Here is a 24,141-nt window from a genome sequence, read left to right as displayed (position 1 = left end):
CAGTGGATCGAGAATGCCAATTCTTGCTTCTACTGCTCCAATGTTGTTCATTATGTGACTATCAATCCTTTAAACGCTCATTTAATTGAAGAACCGCCATCGTAACCAACCGCTCACACCGATCAAAATATTGCTCATTTGCATTGTAAGGATCATGCAAATAGGCCATTGGCAGTGGCAACCACAAACCCGCCAGCGTGATTTGCACAGGTGCCTGTGCAAAGCGATGCTCTAAAGCCCAAATATGTTTCGGCTCCATACCGATGAGCAAATCACCTGCTTGCGGTTGATATTGATCTACTCGCATAGTTTTGTGTTGGGTTAGCTCATAGCCATGTGCCGATGCCCATGCGACTGCGCGTGGATCTGCCGGATCATTGCCGCGCGTATCCAACCCGAAGGAGATGCTCGGCAGATTGTGTTTGCGTGCTACCGCCTCCGCCAAAGGGCTGCGGCAAATGTTGCCGTGACAGACAAATACCAATCGTGTCACTTTTGTAAAATCAATTTTTTTCAATGCGCGATAGGCGCCTAGCATTCGCATAAATTCAAAGCGAACGTAACGCAACAAGCCACGCTTGGAGCCGTAATGATTTTTAATTTTTTCTGATATTGTCACTGGCCAACCTGTTCTTTAATACGTGTTTTGGTATAACACCTTAAGTGCTAATACCCAGTAATTTGCTGTAATGCTTTTTGTAGGCGCTGAGCATTACGCTGAGTGAAAATGTATTGCACATGTGCTCGTAACCCGCTTCTGCCAAGCGCTTCGCCTCACCGGGATTGCTTAATAAATACTTGATTGCGGCCGCCAATTCCACCGGTGAGTTCACCGGAACGAGGTAGCCGGTACTATCGTGCGTAAGAATTTCTTCCGGCCCGCCACAGCGGGTTGCTATAACAGGCAAATGACTTGCCATAGCTTCAATGGTAGCGATGGAAAACCCTTCTGAACTTGAAGAGAGGACAAATAAATCCATCTGCGCAAGAAATTCAGGAGTGTTGTCGTAAAAGCCGATGAAGTGCATTTGTGCTGTGACACCGAGCCTGTGCATTTGCTCATTGAGCTGTTCCATTAAATCCTTTTTTTGATGCCCGGCAATGACAAAATGTAGCTTTGGATTTTTTAATTCGGCAACGGCGTCAATCAAGGCTTGGTAGTTTTTGGCGGGGCGAATATTGCCAAGGCTGCCAATCAATATCGCATCAGCAGGAATGTGTAGCTCGCTGCGCAATCTTCCTGTCATCTTGGTGTGGTAGTGCTGCTGCTCTACGCCGTTGTAGATAACGGCAATTGCATCGGCAGAAAACAGACCACGGGCTTGAATATATTGCGCAAGGTCGCGGCTGACGGCAATTAACTGGCTCACGCCCATGCGCATAATTTTTTGTTTAATCGCCACAAAACGTTCATTGGGGTTGATATCTACCCGCCCATGCAGTGTGGCAATCAAGGGGATGCGCATGAATAGGCAGAGAATGGAGTAGGTCAGCGTTGAGCCTAATAAATGGGCATGAACCAGCGCTGCGTTTTCGCGCTTTAGCAGCTTGTATAACTGCCAGTAATAGGGAATGGCAAAAAAACCGTAGGGCTTGAGAATATGGTAGCGAATGCCGCGCTGTTTTAATTGTGCTTCAACCCAACCCGGCCCTTTGATAATGGCAAGATTGTCATAATTTTCCAGTTGCAACTGCTGGGCAATATCGAGAAAAACAGTTTCGGCACCACCGGGGCCGGTAGTGTCAATCGCGTGAATAATTGTGTGTTTTTTATCGTTCATAACCATGATCTTTCAGTGACAAGTTCCTTCCGACGATAACAAAAGTTTGAGAGGACGCATTCTATCACCATCTTGTTGCGCGCTTGTGGATTTGTTAGCCAATCCGTATCATTCGCGCTGCGCGCTGTTTTTATCTGATGCCGTTTGCACAATGATTTTATGCTGGTTAACTAAGGCTGGTTGCAGTGACATGACACACTTAATTCTTGTTCTTGATGCAGCGCAGCGCAGCGCTTTGGCGGTGACCCGCTCACTGGGAAAGCTCGACAATATCCAGATAGTCACGTCGGATTCATCGACCTTTGCCTTGGCCGCCGCATCGAAATATTCACAGGAATATTTGCAGTCGCCCTGCCCTTCAGCGGAACCCGAGTCCTATATCCAGTGGCTGGAAAATATTTGTACCAGCCGTCAGTTTGCACTGGTGATTCCAGTAACCGAAATCACCAGCCAATTACTCCTGATGCACGCCAGCCGCCTGCCCCATGTGCGCTTAGCGTTTGCCGATTACAATACAGTGATGTCGCTGGCTGATAAATATCGTTTGCTTGAACAAGCAAAAGCCTGCGGTGTACCTGTTCCTGAATTTACCCTGTTCGATAATGCCGCTGGCGCTGATGCGAGCCAGTGGTCTTATCCGTGCGTGATCAAGCCTTGTCTATCAAAAATTTTTACACCCACAGGCTGGATCGCCACAAGCGTAAAGGTGCTGCAATCAGAACAGGATTGGCAGCGCGCACGTACTGCTGCACCTTATCTGGAACAGTATCCATTTATGCTGCAAGAATTTATTCCCGGTAGCGGCGCAGGTGTTTTTTGTTTGTATAACAAAGGCCAGGCAACCCAATTTTTTGCTCACCGACGCCTGCGCGAAAAGCCACCGCAAGGCGGTGTGAGTGTGTTGAGTGAAAGTGTTGCTATTGACCCCACGCTGAAACAGTACGCACAGCAGTTGCTGGACCATGTGCACTGGCACGGGGTGGCGATGGTTGAATTCCGGATAACGCCGGATGGCCAACCCTATTTAATGGAAGTGAACACGCGCTTTTGGGGTTCATTGCAATTGGCGATTGATGCAGGGGTCAATTTTCCTGCCCTGCTGGTACAGCATGAGTTGGGCATAGCAGGCGAGCCTTCGACAACGGAATACCGCAAAGGGCAGCGTTTGCGCTGGCTGTTGGGTGATCTGGACAGTCTTTATCTGTATTTAAAAAGTGCTTATCCGCTTGCGCAAAAAATGCAGCGTGTGCTGGCCTTTTTTGCGCCCACTGCATTTTTTAAAACCCGTCATGAAACCAATCGCTGGGGTGACTTGGGGCCCGGGTGGTATGAACTGAAAACCTATGTGCGCCAGCTTTTAGGGCGGCAGTAGCATCTTGCCCACAAAGAATTACCACACAAAAATGAATGGCGACTAAACTTTAATCACTATGAAACAGCTACTCAAACAGATCGCCACGCGCGGCGCCAACTATTTCGGCCCCCACCGGATGAATTGGTTGCAGCAAGATCCACAACTCTGGGTGCTGATGTATCACCGCATATTGCCGCACACGGATATCCGCTTCCAGCTGGAAGAACCGGGCATGATTATCACCCCCGACACCTTCAGCATGCACCTGCGCGAATTAAAACGGCATTTTGATCTGATGGATTTTTCCGAGTGGCTGCGCTTGCGTGAAGCGGGCGAGCCTTTGCCGCGCCGCGCGTGCGTAGTGACCTTTGATGATGGCTGGTACGATAACTATGAATACGCTTTGCCGATTATCAATGCTGAAGCTACGCCGGTAACCCTGTTTGCGGTGGTAGAAAAAATTGGCACTGAGTTTCAGTTTTGGCCCAACATTGTGAGCGCGTTGCTGCACAGCAATGCACTCAGCGCACTGCAACAGCAACCGGTGTTTGCGCGCGCACTGGCACAAACAGGCACCGGTGGTGATACCAAAAATCGCGAATTTATCGCCGCCGTTATTAAAGCGCTCAAACAATCCAGCGATGCCGATATTTTTGCTGCGCTGACCGCACTCAATTGGCAAACACTACTAACGTTTAGCATGCCGCGCGGCTTGATGACCTGGGATGAACTGCGCAGCATGACGCAATCCGGCCTCGTCAAAATTGGTTCGCATACCTGCAATCACAAACGGTTGAATGCCCAGCTCAGCAGCGATGAAATTGCACATGAAATTGTCGCCAGTAAAGCGCTGTTGCAAGCACAGTTACCTGATGCGGTAGATATTTTTTGCTTTCCCAACGGGGATTACAATCACACTGCGTTGGATGCTGTCACGGCCACGTATCGCGCTGCCGTTACCACACAACGCGGCATTGTGAACGCCGCACGCACGCCCGTACACCAACTGTGCCGTATTGGTGTACACGAACAAGTGAGCAATACACCGCGCCTGTTAGGTGCCCGCTTGTCAGGCTGGGTGTAGTTGATTCACTGAATTTTTTATTACATGGAATTAATGGTTGATGAGTAGATTGCTGCAATCGACATTAACATCGCCACGGTTGACACGGCTGATGAATTTTTTGGTGGGACATTACGTCACCATCTATATGATTCATCGCCCACAACCTGACAATGGTGCCTATGAAGGGCTTGCGCCAAGGCTGCTGGATGACTGCCTTAACTATGCGCGAAAAAGCGGTTTTGAATTTGCCTCTATTGATGAGGTAGTTGCCGATGCCTTGGCTGGCAATAAACGTGAGCGGCCAACGATATGTTTTACCCTGGATGACGGCTATCAGGATCAAGTGGATCAATTGGTGCCGGTGTTATTGCAACATGATGCCAAACCGACGCTCTACACGATTATCGATATGGTTGACCGCCGCGATTGGCCTTGGGATGCAAAATTAAATTACGCTGTATGGAGCTCTGCACTCAGCCAGGTGGAATTTCAATATCAGCAAAAACAATTCAAGCTCGACTTAACCAATCCTGTGGCTCGCACACACAGCCGCCGCCAACTTACTCGTTTTGGCAAAACACTTAGCTCAGCCGATTTGGAGCAATTTGTACAAAATGCAGTGGCGGCGCTCGCAGTTGAACTCCCGACAACTGCACCGGCAACCTATACGCCAGCGTCTTGGGAGAGTTTGCGTGCAGCAGAGTTGCAAGGGTTGCGCATAGGCTCACACGCCTGCAGCCATCAGGTTTTTGCGGCGCTATCGGATGCGCAAATCAGCGCGGAGTTAGCGCGCGCTAGTCAACGGCTCGCGCAGGAAATAAAAAACCCCTCTCGGGTTTTTTGTTACCCATCAGGCACAACACAAGATTACTTACCGCACCAAGCTGAGTTGGTAAAAGCGGCAGGATTTATTGCCGCAGTGACGGCTATGCCAGGCAATATGCGCTTACAGCACATTCAGGAAAAGCCACTGCATATTAAACGCCACAGTTTCCCAAACAGTTTTGATAAATTTGTCAGGTACTCTTCCTGGCTTGAATATATTCGCAGCTCTATTTAACAGGTTTGCCCGCGTTATGAATTTGCCATCGGCACTGCACAGCGAACTTAAATCGCTGAAAGTTGAAAAAGGCATTATTTCCGGAAAGTTTAAACACTTGCTCAAGGATAGCCAGGAATATGCACAGCAATTGGAATTGATGAAAGACATTTCCCTGCGAATCAAGCAACTTGAAAGCGCGCTAAAAGATGCCGAAGCATCCACTACCACCGGCCATTCGCCTACTGCATCAACCACACCGGTATTCCCTGTTCTTGATCAGCACCACTGTTGGGATAACGCATTTACGCTATCCGTTGATAACCTTGCAGCTGTGCCAGATTGGCCGGCATTTGTGGCGCAACATATTTATGCACTACCGAGTCACAATCCCGCTTGGGCAGAGGTGATTGAGCAAAGTTTTGGGCACTCTTCGCTGCTGGTCTGCGCGCGCGATAAACAAGGTAAATTATTGGGCGGCATTCCTGTTACGGTGTTTTCATCGCCATTATTTGGGAAATTCGCGGTTTCAATGCCATACCTGAATTACGGCGGTATTGTGTGCGAATATTTTAATATTTGCCTGGCGCTTATCGATAAATTACGCGCACTGCGCACAGAGCTGGGATTGCGCCATATTGAGGTACGTAGCATTTATCCCGACCTCGGGGACAATCCTTCCACCAAAAAAGCGTCCATGATTTTGCCATTACCGGCAAGCGATGCAGAGCTGGATAAAATGCTGGGCAGCAAAGTGCGCGCCCAATATAAAAAGGCGGATGAATTTTTACCGGAATGTAAAATTGGAAAAATGGAATTGCTGGAGGATTTTTATCGTGTCTTCGCGCGCAACATGCGCGACTTGGGAACGCCAGTGTACGCCAAACAATGGTTTGCAAATATTTTGCAGCACCCGGATTTACATGCATCACTACTGATTGTATACGTCAAACACAACCCCGTTTCCTGCGCTTTTTTGGTCAATCATGGCGAGCTGATGGAAATTCCCTGGGCATCAACCATTCAATCCGCCAACAAGTACAACGCCAATATGTGGATGTATCGCAAGGTGCTTTCGTTCGCAATAAACCAGGGCTGCCACTATTTTGATTTTGGCCGATCAACATTGGATGCCGGCACATTCAAATTCAAAAAACAATGGGGAGCAGAGCCCTGCCAGAATTATTGGTACACCCTGCTGCCAGAAAACGCGCAAAAACCTGAGCTTAACCCCGACAACCCGAAACTTAAAATTTTTATTATGCTTTGGAAATGGCTGCCGGTATGGCTGACAAAAATTATCGGCCCGACAATTATTAAAGGGATTCCCTAGGCGCTTTCATTCGTTGCAAAAAGTCATTCATGTAATACAAACTTTTTAGCATTGGGTTTCTCACTAACATCAAACTCGCAAAATGGGCGTGGTGAGTGGCGAGTGATTGTTTGTAATTGGAATTCTTGCCGTTACCCGCCATGAAATCATAATAAATGGCATCGGTTGTAAATGCCTTTTCTATTTGCATTCCCAGATGCAAGGTGCCCAGCGATATTCCATCCTGAAATTTTTCAACATATCCCGATTGGATATTATAAATTCGCTGCCGGTAGTAAAGATCCAAAACTGCCGAGACAGGCTTGCCGTTGCAATAAATAACTGAGAGATCCGGCTTTCCACCCACATCGGCAATGCGCTGTAAAAATGTGATGATTTGTTTTAAGTTGCGCCCTTGATAGCATGGTTTATCCCAGCGCTGCAGATGAAACTCATTGAGGATACGAATAAACCCATCCAAATCTGGCCACAGATTTTGCTGGCTAATATCACCGATCGCATACAGCTTTTTACGCTTGTTAAATAACTTCAAGCGCGTGTTACTGCCGATATGTTTTAGATAATTATCGAAACTATTTTCCTGTAAACGCACCGCGTAACTTGTCGCGACGTCCCGCACCAATACTTGCAAACCTTTGGCTGTTGCGGCGTTGACCAACGCGGCATATTCTGGTGTGGCGGACATAATGTCGGGAAGAAATAACTGACTCCACGGATGATCAAGGGCAGCGGCAATAAATGTCTCCGCTTGCTGATTGACCAGCATGAAATACTCGCTGCGCAAACTTGGGCTGGCACTGGTGGACATACCCGCAGGAAAAAGTGTTTGAAATGAAAGGAATGACGGCTTTTTTTGTTGGTAGGAATAAAATGTCTGCTGGTCATTGATCCCTGGATGCTGATCTCCAACCGCTATAATAGCGTTGTGATCTGCCCATGCATTTTCCCAGGCCTCCCTCCATTCCCGAGTAGAAAAAATCCCTGGACAATTTGCTGCGGGAAAGTAATCGCTCATGACATGGATTCGCTATAGACAAAAAATAGCGAGCAGTCGTAAAACTGCTCGCTAGTTTTTATTAATTACTGACGGCTTTGTGCTTCTTTAAGATGGTATTGCATCTCTTGATTGTCCGGCTCCAGAGCTACCGCTTTGGTGAGCAGCTCAATACCTTTTTGCAAATCGCCACGCTCCACCAGGATCCAGCCGTAGGTATCAACAATGGCTGCAACATTAGGAGCAAGTTCATAAGCCCTTTTAGCATACTCAAGTGCCCGCGGATCTTTGCTTTCATAATACATCCACGCCAGGTTGTTCAATGCCGCAGGCATTTGCGGATTTAACTCAACGGATTTTTCATACCAGGCAATGGCTTGTTTGGGATCATTCTTACCCTGCGCACTCACAGCCAGCAACAACGACGCCCTGTTGCTCTTAGGTAATTTCTCATACCAATCCGCAAGGAAGGCTTCTGCTTTTTCTTGATTGCCGCCCTTGTGATGAAAACCGTAAATTTGTTCAGCAACAATTTCCATCGGCTTGGCTGCCCAGGATTGCATGTACAGCTGAAAACCTTCGTCTTTTTTATCTTCTGCAAAACGAATCAAACCTTGCAGGAATAAACGCTCAGCTTCGTTCTCTGGAGTTTTGACAAATTGGTCGAGCAGCTTTTGCGCCTCTTGAATATTCTTGGCGCCAATTTCTGTCTCAATCAATACTGCAAGGTAATCGGCATTTTCAGGAAATAATTTGATTGCCTGCATTAAACTTTCGCGTGCTTCAGGCAGTTTATTTTGTCCCCGGAGCTGAACACCCTGTAAACGGTAGAGATTTGCCGCAATTTGTTTGATGTTGGTTGCGTTATTACTACGCTCCAATGCGATATCAATATGTTTTATTGCCTCAGAAAATTGGTTTTTTCCGACATACAATTGTGCCAGTACAACCGATGGTTCCCATTTGCTGGTTTTCCCTTCCAGATCACGCACAAACGAAAACGCTGATTCCTCACGTTTTAGCTTGCGCATTTGCGCAAACCAGCGGGCATATCCGATAACCATACTTGGATCTTCTTCAAGAGCCAATTGCCAAGCGGTAATTGCTTTTTGCGCCATCTCTTGCGTTTCATAAACCTGCGCCAACCCAGCGTAAGCAAATTGCTTTTCTTTGCTATCTTTTACTGCAATAGCCTTTTCAAACTCTTGCTCAGCAGCCGAATAGTTTTTTTGCTGTAACTGATACCAACCTGCAAAAAAGTAACCGCGGGAATTTTGCGGGTCTTTATTTTTAAACGCCGTTATTTCTTCTTCCAACTTGTCGGTTTGGTTATCGTTGAGCAATGTTTTGAAATACGCTTGCTGGATATAGAAGTCTTCTGGCTGCTCCTGATAGGCTTTTTGCAACTGCGCCACTGCCTGCTCTGTTTGTTTTAACAGCAGATGGCGCTTCGCCAACGCAATGCGGATACGCTGTTGTTTTGGCTCAAGTGCCAAACTTTTTTCCAGCGCTGTCGCGCCCTCCGCACTTTGTGGATCTTTATCGAGCAAAGCCAGACCATAGGTGGCCAATACAATATGATTGTTCGGTTGGCTATCTGCCGCTTTCTTCAACAACGCAATCGCCTCATCCATTTGGTTATTGCGAAACTTCACCAATGCAGCAGCTTGCAGAACCGACGGTGTGGCAGTTTCCGGATCAATAAATTCATCAAACAGATCTGCTGCTTGTTGGTTGGACCCTTGTTGATATTCGACCATACCCAGGAGAGTTGCAGTGTTTTTATCGTTGGGGTATTGCTCACGTAATTCACGCAAAATAGCTTCTGCTTCAGTAAATTTCCCTTGCTGGTAATACTCCATCGCTTCACTGAAACGTTGTTGGGCCGCATTACCTTCAGGGTTGGACTCTGCCAATAATTTTTGGTAGGTATACGCCTCGCTAGTGCGCCCTTGCTGGATCAAGGTATCCGTTAATAAACTGATAATTTGCCCTTTGCGACGACTCAGTATGTCAGTGTTTTTCAACAAGCCGAGTGCTTTGGTGAGGTGTTTTTCTGCCCCATCCAAATTGCGCAGAAAAATATTTACACCAGCCATCATAGTCAAGGCATCGATATTATCAGGAGTGGCCGCCAACACTTCAGTCAAGGCAGACTGAGCATTCTCGAGCTCACCTTTTGAAAGCAAATAACTCGCCTCGATGTATTTTGCTTCAGCATCACTACCACCCAAGGCTTTAAACTCTTTCAGCGCTAACTCATATCCATCTTTATTACCCAAACTAATGTTTGACATAGCGCTTATCCACGCCTGACGCTGTTTGGCTTCAGGATTGCTAGCATCAGCGGGGTAGGTATTTACGGTATTGATTGCCGTCAGGGATTTTTTATTAAGAAAATAGGCATATGCCAATTCAGTCGCTACTGCAGGATTTTTCTTTACCACTTGCTCCAGCAAACTTTGAACTGAGGCATAAGAGCCAATTTCATTGTAGATATGCGCCAAAGCAATATAACCATCCGCCGAGTCTGGTGTCAGTTGGATAATATTTTTGGCTTCAATAATGGCCGCACGGTATTGACCTTGCTCCATATATACTTTGGCCGAGCTTATATGCCGTTGCGCCTGCTCCTGGCTTTCCTCTTGTTTATCACTGCACGCAATCAAACCGGCGCAAAGTGAAATCAGTATTATTTTAAAAAAACTCTTCATTTTCCCCACCCGTGTTTCCATTTTGTTTTCACCAGTAACCCAGCCTGACCACCAATTGCTATGCTTTGTATTGCACCCATCAAAATACATATTCCAACTCGGTACCATATATATTCTCTTGGTAATTATTTATTTCCCCTTCGCCATCTCGCTCTTCCTTGCGGGAAAACAATCGGATGTCAAATCCATTATTAAACCGATAGGCATATTCCAGGGATAAATAATCCGTCGTGTATTCTCTATTAACCTGATTAACATCTTGATCGTATTTTGATTGATCCACTCGCAGCGTCAATTTAGCAGCACTCGACAATGAATAGACAAACGCCGAACGAACATAGTTGTTGCGCGCTTGCTCATCACGCTCAAGATATTCATCATCAACTAAAGAAGCGCCAACCGAAAACGTACAGCGATCGCAGATTACGTCTGTACTAAAATCCAGCGCCACATTGCGCCTATCAATTTTCCCCAAATTTTGTGACAAGCCATCGCTACCCGGTATTGGATTTTCATTACCCAAATTACCATTGCCAAACGATGAATCTGTTATCTGTCGATCAGCGGACGCGGTGAAAAGATGGTACCCACTGGCGTAACCCAGGCTGATGCTATAGCTAGGAGCACTCTGTTTTTCACCGGTCTCGGGAGAAATTTCGTTGTATCCTACTTGCAAACTGTAATCCAGTTTGCGCAGCTGCACCTGATAAGAAAGCGCTGTATTCACCATCCGATAATCAGCATCAGGCTGCTGATCGAAACTCACATCCATTTGTTGCGAACTTAACATCATCGCACTGGTTTTGGAGGTGACATGAGCCCACCCAAAGGTAGCGCCATTGCGTTTTGAATCCTGACTGCCATCGGCTTCTATGAAGCGCACTTTTGACGCTTGCCCCTGCAGAAAAATTCGATCAGCGCCGGATAGCCTTTTGCGGATGATTGGCCGCGCTGAAATCATTTCACGCTCTTGCTGGTTTTCCAACAAGGTCACTTCCTCAGGTGACCGGAGCAACATGCGCCGGGAATGCTCTAGCTCCAACGCCAGGGGATCAGCCTCTTTACCAAAAACCAAAATTGAGCTGCCATCGGCATACTCTTCATCGGCCTGTGATTGCTCGGAAAATTTTTGTGCATGAAGCTGATAATCGACATCAGCATCCACTAGCCAATTGCTGTAATCAGCTACCAGCCCCAACCCATAAATATCCTGCCGCTCCTCTATGGGATCCAGCAATGTTTTTTCGGCGTTGTCCGTCATCAAACTGCCAGCCGAAATAGAGGCACTAAATTGGTTTTCTTTTACAGGAGCTTCGTACAGCTGGTTGGCGTGCACCTGGTTAAACGCCAATAGCATTAACGACAGCCTGGTGACGGGAAGTAATTTTATGATGTTCATAACCCGCCTCACTGATCAGTTGTTGAAGACGACACCTGCAAATTTTTCTTTGCCTACTGCGTCCACAGCAGAAAGCACCTCATCAGTAACCACTTTGCCAAACGGAACAACAAGTAATGCATGATCGCAATAACGCGCCAAGATTCGCGCTTCGGTTGACTGCTGAATTGAGGGCGCATCCAATACAATAAAACGGTCGGGATAACGCGATTTTATTTCAGCTACCAACACTTCCATCCGCTTGGAGTTAAAAAATTCAGCAGCAGAGTCGCTTGAGCCGCCAGAAGGAATAACGCGCAAACGCTCGACGCCCGTGGGATAGATAATATTTTTAAGCGGAACTGTGTAGTCAGTTAAATAATTTGACAGGCCTGACTCAATATTAGAGGTGACATATTTCCCCACGTCCGAGTTGTAGGGATTGCAATCTACATAGAGTGCAGTCTTGTGTTGATCAAGAGCGAAAGTGGCAGCCAGATTAAAACTGAAATAACTGGAAGCTACATCAGCTGCAACTGATGACACCAGCACAACCATATTGTCAGAGTGATGACGTTGCAAAAGACGAATACGCACTTCCCGAAATGCATTCAGCACTTCACGCTGGCGCATACCCGTAAAGACAATTTTTTTCTCGTACAACTCTTCTTGCGACCAGAGCAGAGGCATGTCCATATTTTTAATTTTTTCGCGCTTGCGATGCTCCAGAACTGCATTTTTTACGAGCTGGTCGCTATCCTCTACCAATGCATCAACATCTTCCATTAATTGGCTTAGGTTTTTTTCTTTGCGTTTATCCATCATCATGCCCTGAGTATTCACCAGATTAGCCCTTGACCAATTGCCAATAAATTGCGATCGCCAGATAACAAATCATGCCAACACTCGCAATTGAGAAAATCAACAGCACATCTTTTTTCAATAACCGCTCCCCTATTGGCGATTTGTAATGGGGGATAACACCAATAACTTCGATATCCGCTGGCAACTGTTTTTGCAAAACCCGTGCAGAGCGCAGATGAGGATCAACCATCACAAATAGCAGCAGCAAACCAATTGGTGCCAGTAGCCCAAAAATAGGGCCGGCAAATGCAAAATGGATAAAGTGCAAACCAGAAGGCTTTAGCGGAAAACTGGCGGGTTCTTGAATGCGATAGGAAACGCCTTGACCTTCAATATCCAGCGTCATAGAAACCCGTGCCGATTCTTTACGTTGCAGCATTTCATCGTAAACCTTCTTGGTTACATCATAGTCGCGTGTCAACTCTGAAAGCTCGGCCTGACTAGCGGCGATGCGCTGCTGACGGGCAAACTCCTCTTCCTGCAGCACCAACAGGGATTGCATGCGTCGCTTCTGAGCGCGCAACTCAACCTCAGCATCCGCTGCCTGTTTACGCAATTCTTCATAGAGCGGGTTTTGGACTTTATCGCCGCTACCAAAAACATCGCCAGACGATTGAAGTTTACTAATAGCGGTATCTAACTCCGCAATTTGCGCACGCAGGGAGACTACATCAGGGTAGTTCTCCTGATAACTTAGCAACATTTGCTCCAACTGCGCATTCAAGGTTTGACGACGCTGATTCATCTCGTCAACCTGGCCTTTTGCTTTTAAATATTGACCTTCATTATTGAGCTGTTGCTCAATAGAATTAATGCGTGACTGGGTCTCCTCGATTGCTATCTTCAAGCTTTCCAGCTCCTGACGCAGCTGTCCTATACGCGCACTGACGGACTCCTCGCTGCCATCGGTATTTTTTGATTTAAATTCCTTTAGCTTTTCTTCAGCGGATTCCAATTGGCGCTTGTAAGTTTGCACCTGCGCATCAATAAAGTTATAGGCACCGACACTTTCATCGCGCTTACGCTTGGCAATATCTTCGATAAAGACATTAACGACGGCATTGAGGATTTCAAAGGAGCGATCGGGATTACCTGCGGTATAGCTGATCTGCACATAGTTCTCATTGCGTTCGCGCGCAATGACTATCCCTTCGCGCAATCGTTTGACCAACGCATCCTGTTCATCAACAGAGGAGGAATTTTTCAACAAGCCTGCTTGTTTAGCCGTTTCCAACAAAATCCGCCGCGTATAAATCACCTCACTCGCCTGCTCGGAGCGATCAATTTTAGTGATCTCTGCACGCCCTTTAAGCAGCGGCTCGATAATGTTGGTTACATCCGCAAACAAGACTACTTTGGTAGTGAAGCTTTTTGGCCACACTAGCCCAACAGCAAGAAAAACGTAGGCGACCACCAAAAACAATAACACGCACCAAAACCGCAAGCGGATCAACTCAGCACGCAACGCCGCCAATAAATCTTTCAGGTATGCTTTATCCATGTGCTATCTCAATTCGTTAACCAACAATTTCAACGATCACTTAAAAATTTCGCTCTGGAACAGTAACTATGTCCGATGGCTGCAGGGTGTAGTTAGTTGCGACATCGCCGTCATTGATAAGATCATCCAATTTGATTGGATAGACTTTCAATTCGTTATTAACCTTGCGGTACAGCTTGGCTTTATTCGCAGATGCAAATTGATTAGGTCCGCCAGCCAGCAACACCAGATCGAGCACAGTCATACCTTCGCGGTAGGGAATAGATTGCGGGCTCGCAACTGCACCGGTGATGCGCACACGGCGTTGGAAATCGGAACTGCTGGGGTTGGTGACTATCACTGTTACCTGTGGACTGCGGATATAGGTAGTGAGACTCTTGGTGATATTTTGTGAAAGCTGTTCGGTAGTCATGTCAGCCGCCATGATATCGCCAATCAACGGCATTGAAATTTTGCCATCGGGACGAACCGGTACATTGAGTGACATTTCGGGATTGCGCCATACATTAACTGATAACGCATCGCCTACACCTATACGGTATTCGGCCAAAACAGCGGCATCTGCCGCTTCTGGATTACTCACGGCTTTGTTGTTACTACACGCCGACAGAAAAACCACTGCCAGCATTACGCCTATAGCTGTCATACATTTTTTCATAGAGCCTCCCTCTATCAGTAACCAAGAGACCAGCCAATCAACACAGCACTAGTCTTAGTGAACACCCTTACCTAATAAAATAATTTCTACCGTTTGGATCATGATCAACATGTCCATAAAAAAGCTGTGATTTTTGGTGTAGTACAAATCGTATTGCAATTTGTTTTTGGCATCTTCCACTGAAGCGCCGTAGGGATATTTCAACTGCGCCCACCCCATCAACCCAGGCTTTACTTTATGGCGCATCTCATAAAAAGGAATTTGTTGTGCAAGATCGGTTACAAACTCAGGGCGTTCAGGGCGAGGCCCAACAAAACTCATATGACCAGCAAAAACATTATACAGCTGTGGCAATTCATCCAGTCGGGTATTGCGGATAAATGCACCTACACGGGTAACCCGCGCATCATTTTTTTGCGCCCATACGGCCCCATTTTTTTCTGCATCCTGGCGCATACTGCGAAATTTGTAGATGCGAAAACTACGCCCATTGAGACCAACCCGCACCTGGTGATACAGCACCGCTCCCGGGCTTTCCAGTTTCACCGCTAGTGCAGTAAGCAGCATGAACGGCCAGAGCACGACAAGAAAGAGCGACGCCAGAATCAGGTCGAACAGGCGCTTGGCAAGCATACGCCGTTTGGAATATTTAAAACCATCTGAAAATAACATCCAACCCGGTTGCAGTAACGATATATCAATCTTGCCCAGTTCGCGCTCGCAAAAACTCAATGCGTCGCAAGAGGGGATGCCTGCAAGTTTGCAATCGAGGAATTGGCTGAGCGGGAAAACATCACCACCCGAACGGCGACGCTCATCTGGCGAAATAACAATTTCGGAAATCTGGAATTGTTTGGTAAAAGCCAACCAATCTGAAGGCTCAGGAATTAACAGGGCAGAACTAACTTTGGTAGGCTCGCTACCGCTTGGAATACAGCCGACAATCTTGACCCCCAGAACATCCACATCCGGCGTAAGATCGGACAACAGTTTTTCTGCACGGGAACCAGCACCGTAAATCACAACACGGCGCTTGAGTTGGCCGACATCGACAATTTTGACAAAAATCCAGCGCGATATGCAGACCAGCAAAGTGGACAACAACACACACCAAAAGATCATCGACTGATTAATAAAATTGCCGTCGAACAGCAGGTTTATCAGGTAAAGGGCCAAACTACCCAACAAGAAAAAACTGACCATGGTGCGCAGCACCATACTGGAGTAGCCCTCGCGAATCAGTGCAGTGTAAACCCCCATCGACAAGGTGCAGCAACTCAAGACCAGAGATAAGATGATGATTGGCATCCAGCGAATTGTTTTATCGAATTCATCAGCGCTGGCCTGCACACCCAAATACTGTATGCCCCAGGCAACACCCGCAACGATAAGCGCATCCACAACCCCGAGATAGAGGTATGGAAGATGGATATAATGCTTGTTAAGGCGAATATAAGACAAACCCGGTTCCTTGACGTTGCTGTAGTTATGATAGAAAAACAAAGAGCGGCGGATTATATCAAGGTTTATGACAATATTTCGATTTATTCCCTGCCCGCGCGCGCAGCTACCCAGACCTCTCGCTTACATCTTTGGTAAACGGGTATTTCACCACCTCATTGTCTTTAATCTTAAGGCGAATATGGTATTTTAGTCGCCCACCTGTGGATCATCCCCCCGCTAAGGAATAAACATGTTTGCAAGCAACCCAACACTCTGTGTCATAGGTTTAGGTTATGTTGGCCTACCACTCGCTGTCGAATTCGGTAAAAAAATTACCACACTCGGTTTCGACATCAATCAGGCGCGTGTCGATGCATTGCGCGCTGGCATAGATCACACTTTGGAATTGACTGCCGAGGAATTGCAAGCAACAGAGCTGCTGAGCTTTACTACACAGGAAGCTGATATCAAAGGCGCCGATGTATATATAGTCACCGTGCCTACCCCGATCAATAACAGTTACCAACCGGATCTGACGCCACTGGAAAAAGCCTCCGCGCTGCTCGGCCGTGTCATCAAGAAAAATTCCATTGTTATTTTTGAATCGACCGTATATCCCGGCTGCACAGAAGAAGTGTGCATCCCGATTATCGAACAAACTTCCGGCATGCGCTTTAATGTGGACTTTTTTGCCGGTTATAGCCCCGAGCGGATTAACCCCGGCGATAAACAGCGCCGCGTCCACAACATTATCAAAATCACCTCCGGCTCCACGCCTGAAGTCGCTGATTATGTCGATGCGCTCTACCGCAAGATCGTGGTCGTTGGCACCCATAAGGCCGGCAGTATCAAAGTCGCTGAAGCAGCCAAGGTTATCGAGAACACCCAGCGCGATCTCAATATCGCACTGGTAAATGAGCTGGCATTAATTTTCCATCGCCTTGGCATAGATACGCTGGAAGTGCTTGAGGCGGCGGGTACCAAATGGAACTTCTTGCCGTTCCGCCCGGGCTTGGTTGGCGGTCACTGCATTAGTGTTGACCCCTATTACCTGACCCACAAAGCGCAGCAAGTGGGCTATTACCCGGAAGTGATTTTGTCCGGGCGCCGCATCAATAACCGCATGGGCGCCTTCGTGGCCGACTCGGTGGTAAAAATGATGACCAAACGCAAAGCCCATGTAGTCGATTCCAATGTGCTGATTATGGGCTTAACCTTTAAGGAAAATTGCCCTGACCTGCGCAATACCGGCGTCATCGACATTATTGAAGAGATGCGCAACTACAACACTAATGTGCAGATTTACGACCCTTGGGCCGATGCCGCTGAAGCCAAACACGAATACGGTTTGGAGCTGATCGACAAACCTGTCACCGGCAGCTATCAGGCAATTATTATTTGCGTAGCCCACGATGTGTTCCGCGAAATGGGCGCAGAAGGTATTCGCGCTTTGGGTGCCCCCAACCATGTGCTCTTCGATGTAAAACACATACTGCCCAAAAACGCTGTAGACGCGCGCCTCTGATATGAAAATTCTCGTTACTGGTACAGCAGGATTCATCGGCGCCGCACTCGCCCAACAATTATTGGCGCGCGGCGATGAGGTTATTGGAATCGATAACCTCAACGACTACTACGATGTGCAACTCAAACAGTCGCGGCTGGATTTATTAACCTCGCAGCCCGGCTTCACCGAGTTGCGCATCGGTCTGGAAGATAAAAACGCCATTGACCAGGCATTCAAAACCTATCAGCCACAACGGGTCGTCAATCTCGCGGCGCAAGCGGGCGTACGCTACTCGTTGAGCAACCCACAGGCCTACGTCGATTCCAACATCACCGGCTTTTTAAATATTCTGGAAGCCTGCCGCCACTTCGGCACTGAGCATCTGGTCTACGCCTCCAGCAGTTCGGTTTATGGTGCAAATACGCGCATGCCCTTTGCCGAATGCGACAATGTGGATCATCCGGTGAGCCTTTATGCGGCGACTAAAAAGTCCAATGAATTGATGGCGCACACATACAGCCACCTATTCCGGATTCCCACTACCGGCCTGCGTTTTTTTACTGTCTACGGCCCCTGGGGTCGCCCGGATATGGCGCCGATCCTGTTTGCCAATAAAATCGCGCGCGGCGAAGCCATCGATGTTTTTAACTACGGCCATCATCGCCGCGATTTCACCTACATCGACGATATAGTCGCGGGCATTATTCACAGCCTGGACAATCCCGCCCAACCCAACGACAGCTGGAACGGCGAACACCCTGATCCCGCCAGCTCCTCAGCGCCCTATCGCATCTACAACATCGGCTCCAATAATCCCGTGGAGCTGCTGCGCTTTATTGAGTTGATGGAACAGGGTTTGGGCAAAACTGCACTGAAAAATTTGCTCCCCATGCAACCGGGCGATGTACCTGATACCTACGCCAATGTCGATTCACTGGTCAGTGCTGTCGGCTACAAACCACAAACCTCCATTGAGGAAGGTGTTGCGCGCTTCATTGAATGGTATCGCGCTTACTACGCAATACGCTGAACCCAAACTCCTGAGCACCCTGCACATGTCGCACATCCAATCCACCCAGACTACCGCTGCGCAGACCAAAGTCACTCACGCTATGACGGTGGATGTGGAAGATTATTACCATGTCGCCGCCTTCGCCAATGTGATCAAACCGAACGAGTGGAACAATTGGCCGTCGCGCGTGGAGGCAAACACCCATCGCCTGCTGCAATTATTTGACGATGCCAATATCAAAATTACCTTTTTTGTTTTGGGATGGGTCGCTGACCATTATCCGGAATTGGTAAAAACCATCCGCGCGCAGGGCCACGAAATCGCCTCGCACGGTTACAGCCACCAATTGATTTACAAACAAAATCCGGATATTTTTCGCGCAGAAACGGCAAAATCCAAAACGATATTGGAAGATCTGGCACAAACACCGATTACCGGATATCGCGCAGCAAGTTATTCGATCACGCGCAAATCGCTCTGGGCATTGGATATATTGGCCGAACTGGGCTTCACCTGGGACTCCAGCATCTTCCCCACCCGCCACGACAACTATGGCATTCCCGGTAGCCCCGAAGAACCCTATCGCATCATTACCAATAGCGGCGCAAGCCTGCTGGAATTTCCATTGACCACTGCCAAAGTACTTGGCCAATCAGTTCCCGCCGCGGGCGGCGGTTACTTTCGCCAATACCCCTATGCACTATCAAAATGGCTATTTGAACGCGCGAGCCTCAACCAAACCAAACCACAGATTTTTTATCTACACCCCTGGGAGATAGACCCGGAACAACCGCGCATCCCCAATGCCAGCTGGTTCAGCAACTTCCGCCACTACACCAACCTGCACCGCTGCCTGCCGCGTTTGGAGCGAATGATCGCTGATTTTCAATTCGGCACCATGAGTGAAAGTATCGGCTCAGCGCAGATCACCAAAGAGCTGAGCATTCACGATTTGGCGATAGATTTAAATCACAAATAAGAGAATTGATTTACCGTAGACGGGAACGAGCAAGGACAGTAGAATCGCCGCCCTTGTTCATCGCGTTAATCCCTATTACGCACCTGTAGCTCAGTTGGATAGAGTAGCGGTTTCCGAAGCCGTTGGTCGCTGGTTCGAATCCAGTCAGGTGCGCCACCAGCCATTCCAAAGTAGTCTTATATAAACCAACATCATCTCAGTCTAACGTGTATGCAGGGCTAAAAAAAGCCGACATGCCTGCATAAAAAGATCCTAAATCAAGCGTAAACCGCTGTCAGATAACGCGCTCGCCTCATTCGATCCCGAAGACAAAATTTTTCGTTTTAGTAAAGGCCTCAGGTGTTCCACTAGAGCGTGGGAAGTCCAGTACTTAAAAACCTAATGTCTCCTGTCTTGTTGACAGACACTCATTTGACATCAAACCAGCAACGCAAATCTACAGGTACACCTATCAGACCTACGATTAAGAACCAAGCTGCTACTATTATGTTAATCAATCACTCCATTCATCATTTTAATATTGTATTAAAAGAGGGATACTGGGTTGAAGGTACAATAATAAGCCTTTAGATGGAGTCAAACTGCGATTCCCAACTATCAATACCCAACCAACACTTAAATAAGAACCCAAGACAAAAACAAGGTATTAGCACAAAAATTGCCGCTAACACCTGCATCAAACCCGCAGCAAAAAGCTAGAAAACAAACGAGAAAGCCAATAAAGCCAAATTTTGTTTACTGGGTAAAAGCCAGCAAATAAAACCAAATACTGCAAAACTGATGCATAAATATCTTAGAAAATACCTGGACGCACTGCCGCTCCAAGTTCCACTCAAATTGTGTGTGGACTCAATGCTAAACAGTTGGCCACTACTAAAAATGCCCCAAATGGCGCAACTTTCAATAAAAACTCCCATTAATACTGTAATACTCCTATCACCGCCCTATTCTTTCTTTGAAGTTATAGCTACCAAATTGCCCTGGTCATCAAATTGCCACTCTTGATCGTAGGCAACATTAGCCTTATCAGATTCTTTAATGTAATTTACCAGATCAATTTTCATCCCGACCTTATCAGGAAAGTCTTTTGGCACCACAAAATAATATTCCGCTTTATTGCCACCGGCAAACGAGCGCAGAGACTCCGGGAATGCAAAGGGATGGAAAGGAGCGCTGATTCCAGTAACCAAAACAGTAATATTTTTATCCAGCGGGACTAACTGCGCAGTCGCTTTGGTAATACCAGCGAGCAAATTCATCTGCACGTTTTCCATCGCAAGTACCCAGGTATTCCGTGTGCTTTGATATTTTTTTATGCTGGTAAGCGGGCTCAACAATGTAAAAATAACTATGGCCCAGAAGATTTTTTTGGAATGGCCGTATTCTTGAGCTATTTTTACCGCAAAAAATAGCACAGCAAAACACACATACAATCCGTTAAACGAGTAACCCTCGTAGTGGTGGTGTGGCAATAACGCATTGGGTAGCCAAGCCAAGAGCGCAAATACGAGACAGAGTAAAAAGCTGCGTACCCATAATTTATCTTTGTAGGTTTTATAAATTTGGAACAGAATTAAACCTAAAACAATAACAAGCAGCGGCGTGACTCCTTCGCGGGCATAGCGTGCCATTTCTTTTGCCAAGCTCAAAATACTGATATCGATGTGATATGCCGAGCCTTGCTCGGCACTCAGATTAACAAATACGGAATTAGTTTTAAAATTCACCACCGCCGAAACTATGCCGCCACAGATTACTGCAACTCCAGGAAGAATAGCCTTCAGCCAATTTTGCTTAACGTAAAAAATAAACCAGCAAAAAGTTACAAAACCAATTGATAAGGCATAAGTCTCCTTCATCAACATGGCGCTGGTAGTCAACACAAATAACACAGAAAACGCAGCAAACTTACTGCGATCAATAAACTCCAGCAGTGCGATAAAACCTACAAGTAGAAAGAGATATGAGAGCTGAGAACCTATATCTTGTGAATAGAAGGTATAAAAATACGGCTGGGTAAATAACAAATAACAATAGAGTGCGAAGAATAGATAAAACCGCCAGTCTATAGTTAACGCCAACAGACGCTTAAATAATAATGCGGTCAGTGCACAGTTTAGGAACACCATAGCTACCAACCAGGCGACACTTCCCGCATGACCAAAATATCCGCCAAATTTTAACGCCCACATCAGCAATGGCCGAGGCCAGTTCAGAAGACTGGTGAAACTGTAATATTCGCCAGGAGCATTGGCAAACGCAGCGGGTATATAAAAATCTGAGTGATGAAATGAAAGCGGATCAAAATACCCCGGAAAAATAAAATACAAGGAGACAAAATACGCTAGCCAGGCAATAGCCATTAAACCGACCAATCTGAGCGCGCCCTTACCTGTTATCGATTCGGTGCAGCGCGCTAACCAGTTTTCGGTTTTCAACTTCAACATGGCAAACTCTTTTTCCTGTGCGAGAAAACTTTTCGCCAAGCGTATCGAAGGCTTTTCAATGTAGTACCAGGAGAGTATGCCTGCTATAAGTGCGATAATGGCGGCAACTATTTGATTGAATAACACCCCTTGTTGGGGAAAAAGATGACCCAGACATTGCTGGATCAAAAAACCATAAATATAAACACCGTAGGATGGATCAGCTGGAATTTTTAATTTTTCAACTACCGCCTTGCGTGAACCCAAATAGAGGCAACAATAGAAAAAGCATAAATAAAAGAGTACCAGCTTCAAACTAGTGGCCCAAAGCAACGCGGTTAATAAAACCAGTGCCAGAGCACCCTGTTTATTAATCACAATCAGGTTTTGATTGGTCGCAAACAATGCTCCCAATGCAAAGCAACCTGGTAACAAATGCGCTTCTTTATTGCCAGCAAAAACCGGAGTCAAAAACTCTGGCATAAAGAAAGAGAGAAATATCACACCCAATAAGACCAAATTCGTCAGCCACTGAATCCGCCAAATCCCCAACCCGTAGACCGCGGCCAAAAATAAATAGCAAACCACTTCCAAAGGCAGAGTCCAGAGCGATCCATTGAGACCGTATTTGCTGTCCGCAAAAACACCAGGCAAACGCCACTCCAATTGGTATAAGAGCGTATTATTGATTAAATAATTCCAAGTCTGGCTGTTAGCAAAATATTCAGGCAAAGACAGGGTGGTAAACCAGGGGCCGATAACAAATACCGAAATACATAAGCAGACAAATAATCCCGGCAGAATTCGCGCCGCACGTTTTATAATAAATTCCCCCACATGTGGCCGGGAGAGAAAACTCGCGGTTACCAGTAAACCACTGAGCATGAAAAAAAACTTTACCGCCAGAGAACCGGAATAATCGAAACGCAACAGACTTGCCACGAAATCGCTATTGACTACATTGGGTACATGCACAAGACCCGATGCGTGTCCATAGATCACCAACAAGGCTGCGATCAGACGAAACAAATCGAAATTATTATTTCTTGGATTGAGTACTTGGTTTAACAACATGTATGTGCTGCTCGACAGTGTTCAGAGTTTGTGGTGGCCCGGCTCATCCATTTGGCGTGCTACGCCTGCTCACATCGGCAACAAACACAAGCGTAAGATGCTGCGCTGCAAGCCAACAGCGTTACTGCTTTATAAAAGCGGGGATTAAGGTTTGTGCACTCAAGAAATCGTCTTTAATGCCTATATCAATAAAAAAATCACCCGATGCTTGCGCATACAAGTTATTTCCAACCAGGTGTTGAATAATACTCACCTCAAATGAAAAAGGCGTTGCTATCGCAATGGCATCAAATAGATTGGCAGGAACATCGTAAATACCCGCATTAATGTAGCCGGGATCTGCTGATGACTTTTCACCAAAACGTGTTACCAATCGGGTTTTGTCATCAAATGCAATGGCGCCATAGCGGCCGGCATTATCGACATGTTTTACTGCAATACCAACCGCATCGGGATGATTAACTGTGAGTGCACGCAGGGCACCAAGATCAATCGCACACAAGGTATCGCCATTTAACACAAACACGCGCGCTTGCATTGCTTTGGTCAGCGCATATTGAATTGCCCCACCGGTACCCAATGGCTCGATCTCTTCTGCGTAAACAATGTCAGCGCCTTGGTATTTATCGCCAAAATAATCACGAATCGTTTGGGCTTTATAGCCGACCGATAAAATAAAACGACTAACACCTGTTTGAATCAAGTAATCCAATTGCCAGGCCAGAAAAGGTTTACCGGCAATCGGGGCCATGGGTTTTGGCAAATCGGGTACAGCTTCGCGTAAACGTGTACCAAAACCTCCCGCAAGAATAATGGCTTCGTACACGTTATTCGCTTCTCGGGAACATAGCAGCTTCAACCAAGCCACAGATGATGTGGCCAATAGCAATATGGCCCTCTTGAATTTTTGGCGTTTCTTTCGATGGCATACGTAAAGTGATATCACACATATCGGCCATTTTTCCGCCCATTACGCCCGTGAATCCGATGGTCGTTAATTTCAGTTTGTGTGCCTCCT

At 46.8% G+C, this 24,141-nt stretch carries 18 protein-coding genes, 1 tRNA gene and 1 pseudogene; 8 read left to right on the top strand and 12 right to left on the bottom strand.

The window, feature by feature from the left end:
• Positions 1–61 precede the first annotated feature (61 nt).
• Positions 62–619: an arsenate-mycothiol transferase ArsC gene (locus tag ACWA6V_RS01830; protein WP_449520909.1), complete on the bottom strand. Its 558-nt coding sequence runs from the start codon at positions 617–619 to the stop codon at positions 62–64.
• A 40-nt stretch (positions 620–659) separates the two neighbouring features.
• Positions 660–1,781 carry a glycosyltransferase family 4 protein gene (locus tag ACWA6V_RS01825; protein WP_449520908.1) on the bottom strand — a complete coding sequence of 374 codons (1,122 nt, stop codon included), beginning with the start codon at positions 1,779–1,781 and terminating at the stop codon, positions 660–662.
• Between the two features lie 190 nt (positions 1,782–1,971).
• On the opposite strand from ACWA6V_RS01825, the gene ACWA6V_RS01820 reads away from it, so the two are divergent.
• The 4 genes from ACWA6V_RS01820 to ACWA6V_RS01805 are packed head-to-tail and all read left to right on the top strand — an operon-like array spanning position 1,972 to position 6,573.
• Positions 1,972–3,153: a carboxylate--amine ligase gene (locus ACWA6V_RS01820; RefSeq protein WP_449520907.1), complete on the top strand. Its 1,182-nt coding sequence runs from the start codon at positions 1,972–1,974 to the stop codon at positions 3,151–3,153.
• A 58-nt stretch (positions 3,154–3,211) separates the two neighbouring features.
• Positions 3,212–4,219, top strand: a complete 1,008-nt coding sequence (locus ACWA6V_RS01815; protein ID WP_449520906.1) for a polysaccharide deacetylase family protein — start codon at positions 3,212–3,214, stop codon at positions 4,217–4,219.
• Positions 4,220–4,259: 40 nt separating this feature from the next.
• The gene (locus ACWA6V_RS01810) at positions 4,260–5,261 is read left to right on the top strand and encodes a polysaccharide deacetylase family protein (protein WP_449520905.1); all 1,002 of its coding nucleotides are present in this window, start codon (positions 4,260–4,262) and stop codon (positions 5,259–5,261) included.
• A 16-nt stretch (positions 5,262–5,277) separates the two neighbouring features.
• Positions 5,278–6,573, top strand: coding sequence for a FemAB family XrtA/PEP-CTERM system-associated protein (locus ACWA6V_RS01805; protein WP_449520904.1), 1,296 nt, complete (start codon positions 5,278–5,280; stop codon positions 6,571–6,573).
• On the opposite strand, the gene ACWA6V_RS01800 is transcribed toward ACWA6V_RS01805, so the two are convergent.
• From ACWA6V_RS01800 to ACWA6V_RS01770, 7 genes are all read right to left on the bottom strand, one after another.
• Positions 6,557–7,339 (bottom strand): GNAT family N-acetyltransferase, encoded by a 783-nt coding sequence (locus ACWA6V_RS01800; RefSeq protein ID WP_449520903.1) that lies wholly within the window; start codon positions 7,337–7,339, stop codon positions 6,557–6,559. The two genes, ACWA6V_RS01805 and ACWA6V_RS01800, sit on opposite strands and share 17 nt — an antisense overlap.
• A gap of 314 nt (positions 7,340–7,653) precedes the next feature.
• Positions 7,654–10,281 (bottom strand): tetratricopeptide repeat protein, encoded by a 2,628-nt coding sequence (locus tag ACWA6V_RS01795; protein ID WP_449520902.1) that lies wholly within the window; start codon positions 10,279–10,281, stop codon positions 7,654–7,656.
• A 79-nt stretch (positions 10,282–10,360) separates the two neighbouring features.
• Positions 10,361–11,680: a hypothetical protein gene (locus tag ACWA6V_RS01790; protein ID WP_449520901.1), complete on the bottom strand. Its 1,320-nt coding sequence runs from the start codon at positions 11,678–11,680 to the stop codon at positions 10,361–10,363.
• 15 nt (positions 11,681–11,695) lie between these two features.
• Positions 11,696–12,502 (bottom strand): CpsD/CapB family tyrosine-protein kinase, encoded by an 807-nt coding sequence (locus ACWA6V_RS01785; protein ID WP_449520900.1) that lies wholly within the window; start codon positions 12,500–12,502, stop codon positions 11,696–11,698.
• A 4-nt stretch (positions 12,503–12,506) separates the two neighbouring features.
• Complete coding sequence (locus ACWA6V_RS01780) at positions 12,507–14,024, bottom strand: XrtA system polysaccharide chain length determinant (RefSeq protein WP_449520899.1); 1,518 nt, start codon at positions 14,022–14,024, stop codon at positions 12,507–12,509.
• Positions 14,025–14,064: 40 nt separating this feature from the next.
• Positions 14,065–14,682, bottom strand: coding sequence for an XrtA/PEP-CTERM system exopolysaccharide export protein (locus ACWA6V_RS01775; RefSeq protein ID WP_449520898.1), 618 nt, complete (start codon positions 14,680–14,682; stop codon positions 14,065–14,067).
• Positions 14,683–14,736: 54 nt separating this feature from the next.
• The gene (locus ACWA6V_RS01770; RefSeq protein ID WP_449520897.1) at positions 14,737–16,143 is read right to left on the bottom strand and encodes a TIGR03013 family XrtA/PEP-CTERM system glycosyltransferase; all 1,407 of its coding nucleotides are present in this window, start codon (positions 16,141–16,143) and stop codon (positions 14,737–14,739) included.
• 232 nt (positions 16,144–16,375) lie between these two features.
• Between ACWA6V_RS01770 and ACWA6V_RS01765 the strand changes: the two genes are divergently transcribed.
• From ACWA6V_RS01765 to ACWA6V_RS01750, 4 genes are all read left to right on the top strand, one after another.
• A complete protein-coding gene (locus ACWA6V_RS01765; protein WP_449520896.1) occupies positions 16,376–17,650 on the top strand; it encodes a nucleotide sugar dehydrogenase in 1,275 nt (424 codons plus the stop codon).
• 1 nt (position 17,651) lies between these two features.
• Positions 17,652–18,662: an NAD-dependent epimerase gene (locus ACWA6V_RS01760; protein WP_449520895.1), complete on the top strand. Its 1,011-nt coding sequence runs from the start codon at positions 17,652–17,654 to the stop codon at positions 18,660–18,662.
• Positions 18,616–19,623, top strand: a complete 1,008-nt coding sequence (locus ACWA6V_RS01755) for an XrtA system polysaccharide deacetylase (RefSeq protein WP_449520894.1) — start codon at positions 18,616–18,618, stop codon at positions 19,621–19,623. Before ACWA6V_RS01760 ends, ACWA6V_RS01755 begins: the two co-directional genes overlap by 47 nt.
• A gap of 79 nt (positions 19,624–19,702) precedes the next feature.
• Positions 19,703–19,779: transfer RNA gene (locus tag ACWA6V_RS01750), tRNA-Arg, on the top strand.
• A gap of 788 nt (positions 19,780–20,567) precedes the next feature.
• On the opposite strand, the gene ACWA6V_RS01745 is transcribed toward ACWA6V_RS01750, so the two are convergent.
• The 3 genes and pseudogenes from ACWA6V_RS01745 to ACWA6V_RS01735 all read right to left on the bottom strand — a co-directional run.
• Positions 20,568–23,123 (bottom strand): acyltransferase family protein, encoded by a 2,556-nt coding sequence (locus tag ACWA6V_RS01745; RefSeq protein ID WP_449520893.1) that lies wholly within the window; start codon positions 23,121–23,123, stop codon positions 20,568–20,570.
• A 121-nt stretch (positions 23,124–23,244) separates the two neighbouring features.
• Positions 23,245–23,949 carry a nucleotidyltransferase family protein gene (locus ACWA6V_RS01740; RefSeq protein WP_449520892.1) on the bottom strand — a complete coding sequence of 235 codons (705 nt, stop codon included), beginning with the start codon at positions 23,947–23,949 and terminating at the stop codon, positions 23,245–23,247.
• 1 nt (position 23,950) lies between these two features.
• Positions 23,951–24,141 (bottom strand): annotated as a pseudogene (locus tag ACWA6V_RS01735) (hypothetical protein); the annotation flags it as partial.

The organism is Cellvibrio sp. (genome assembly GCF_053579595.1).
Note: the sequence above shows the minus strand (reverse complement) of the source record. Positions and strands in the feature narration are given on the sequence as shown.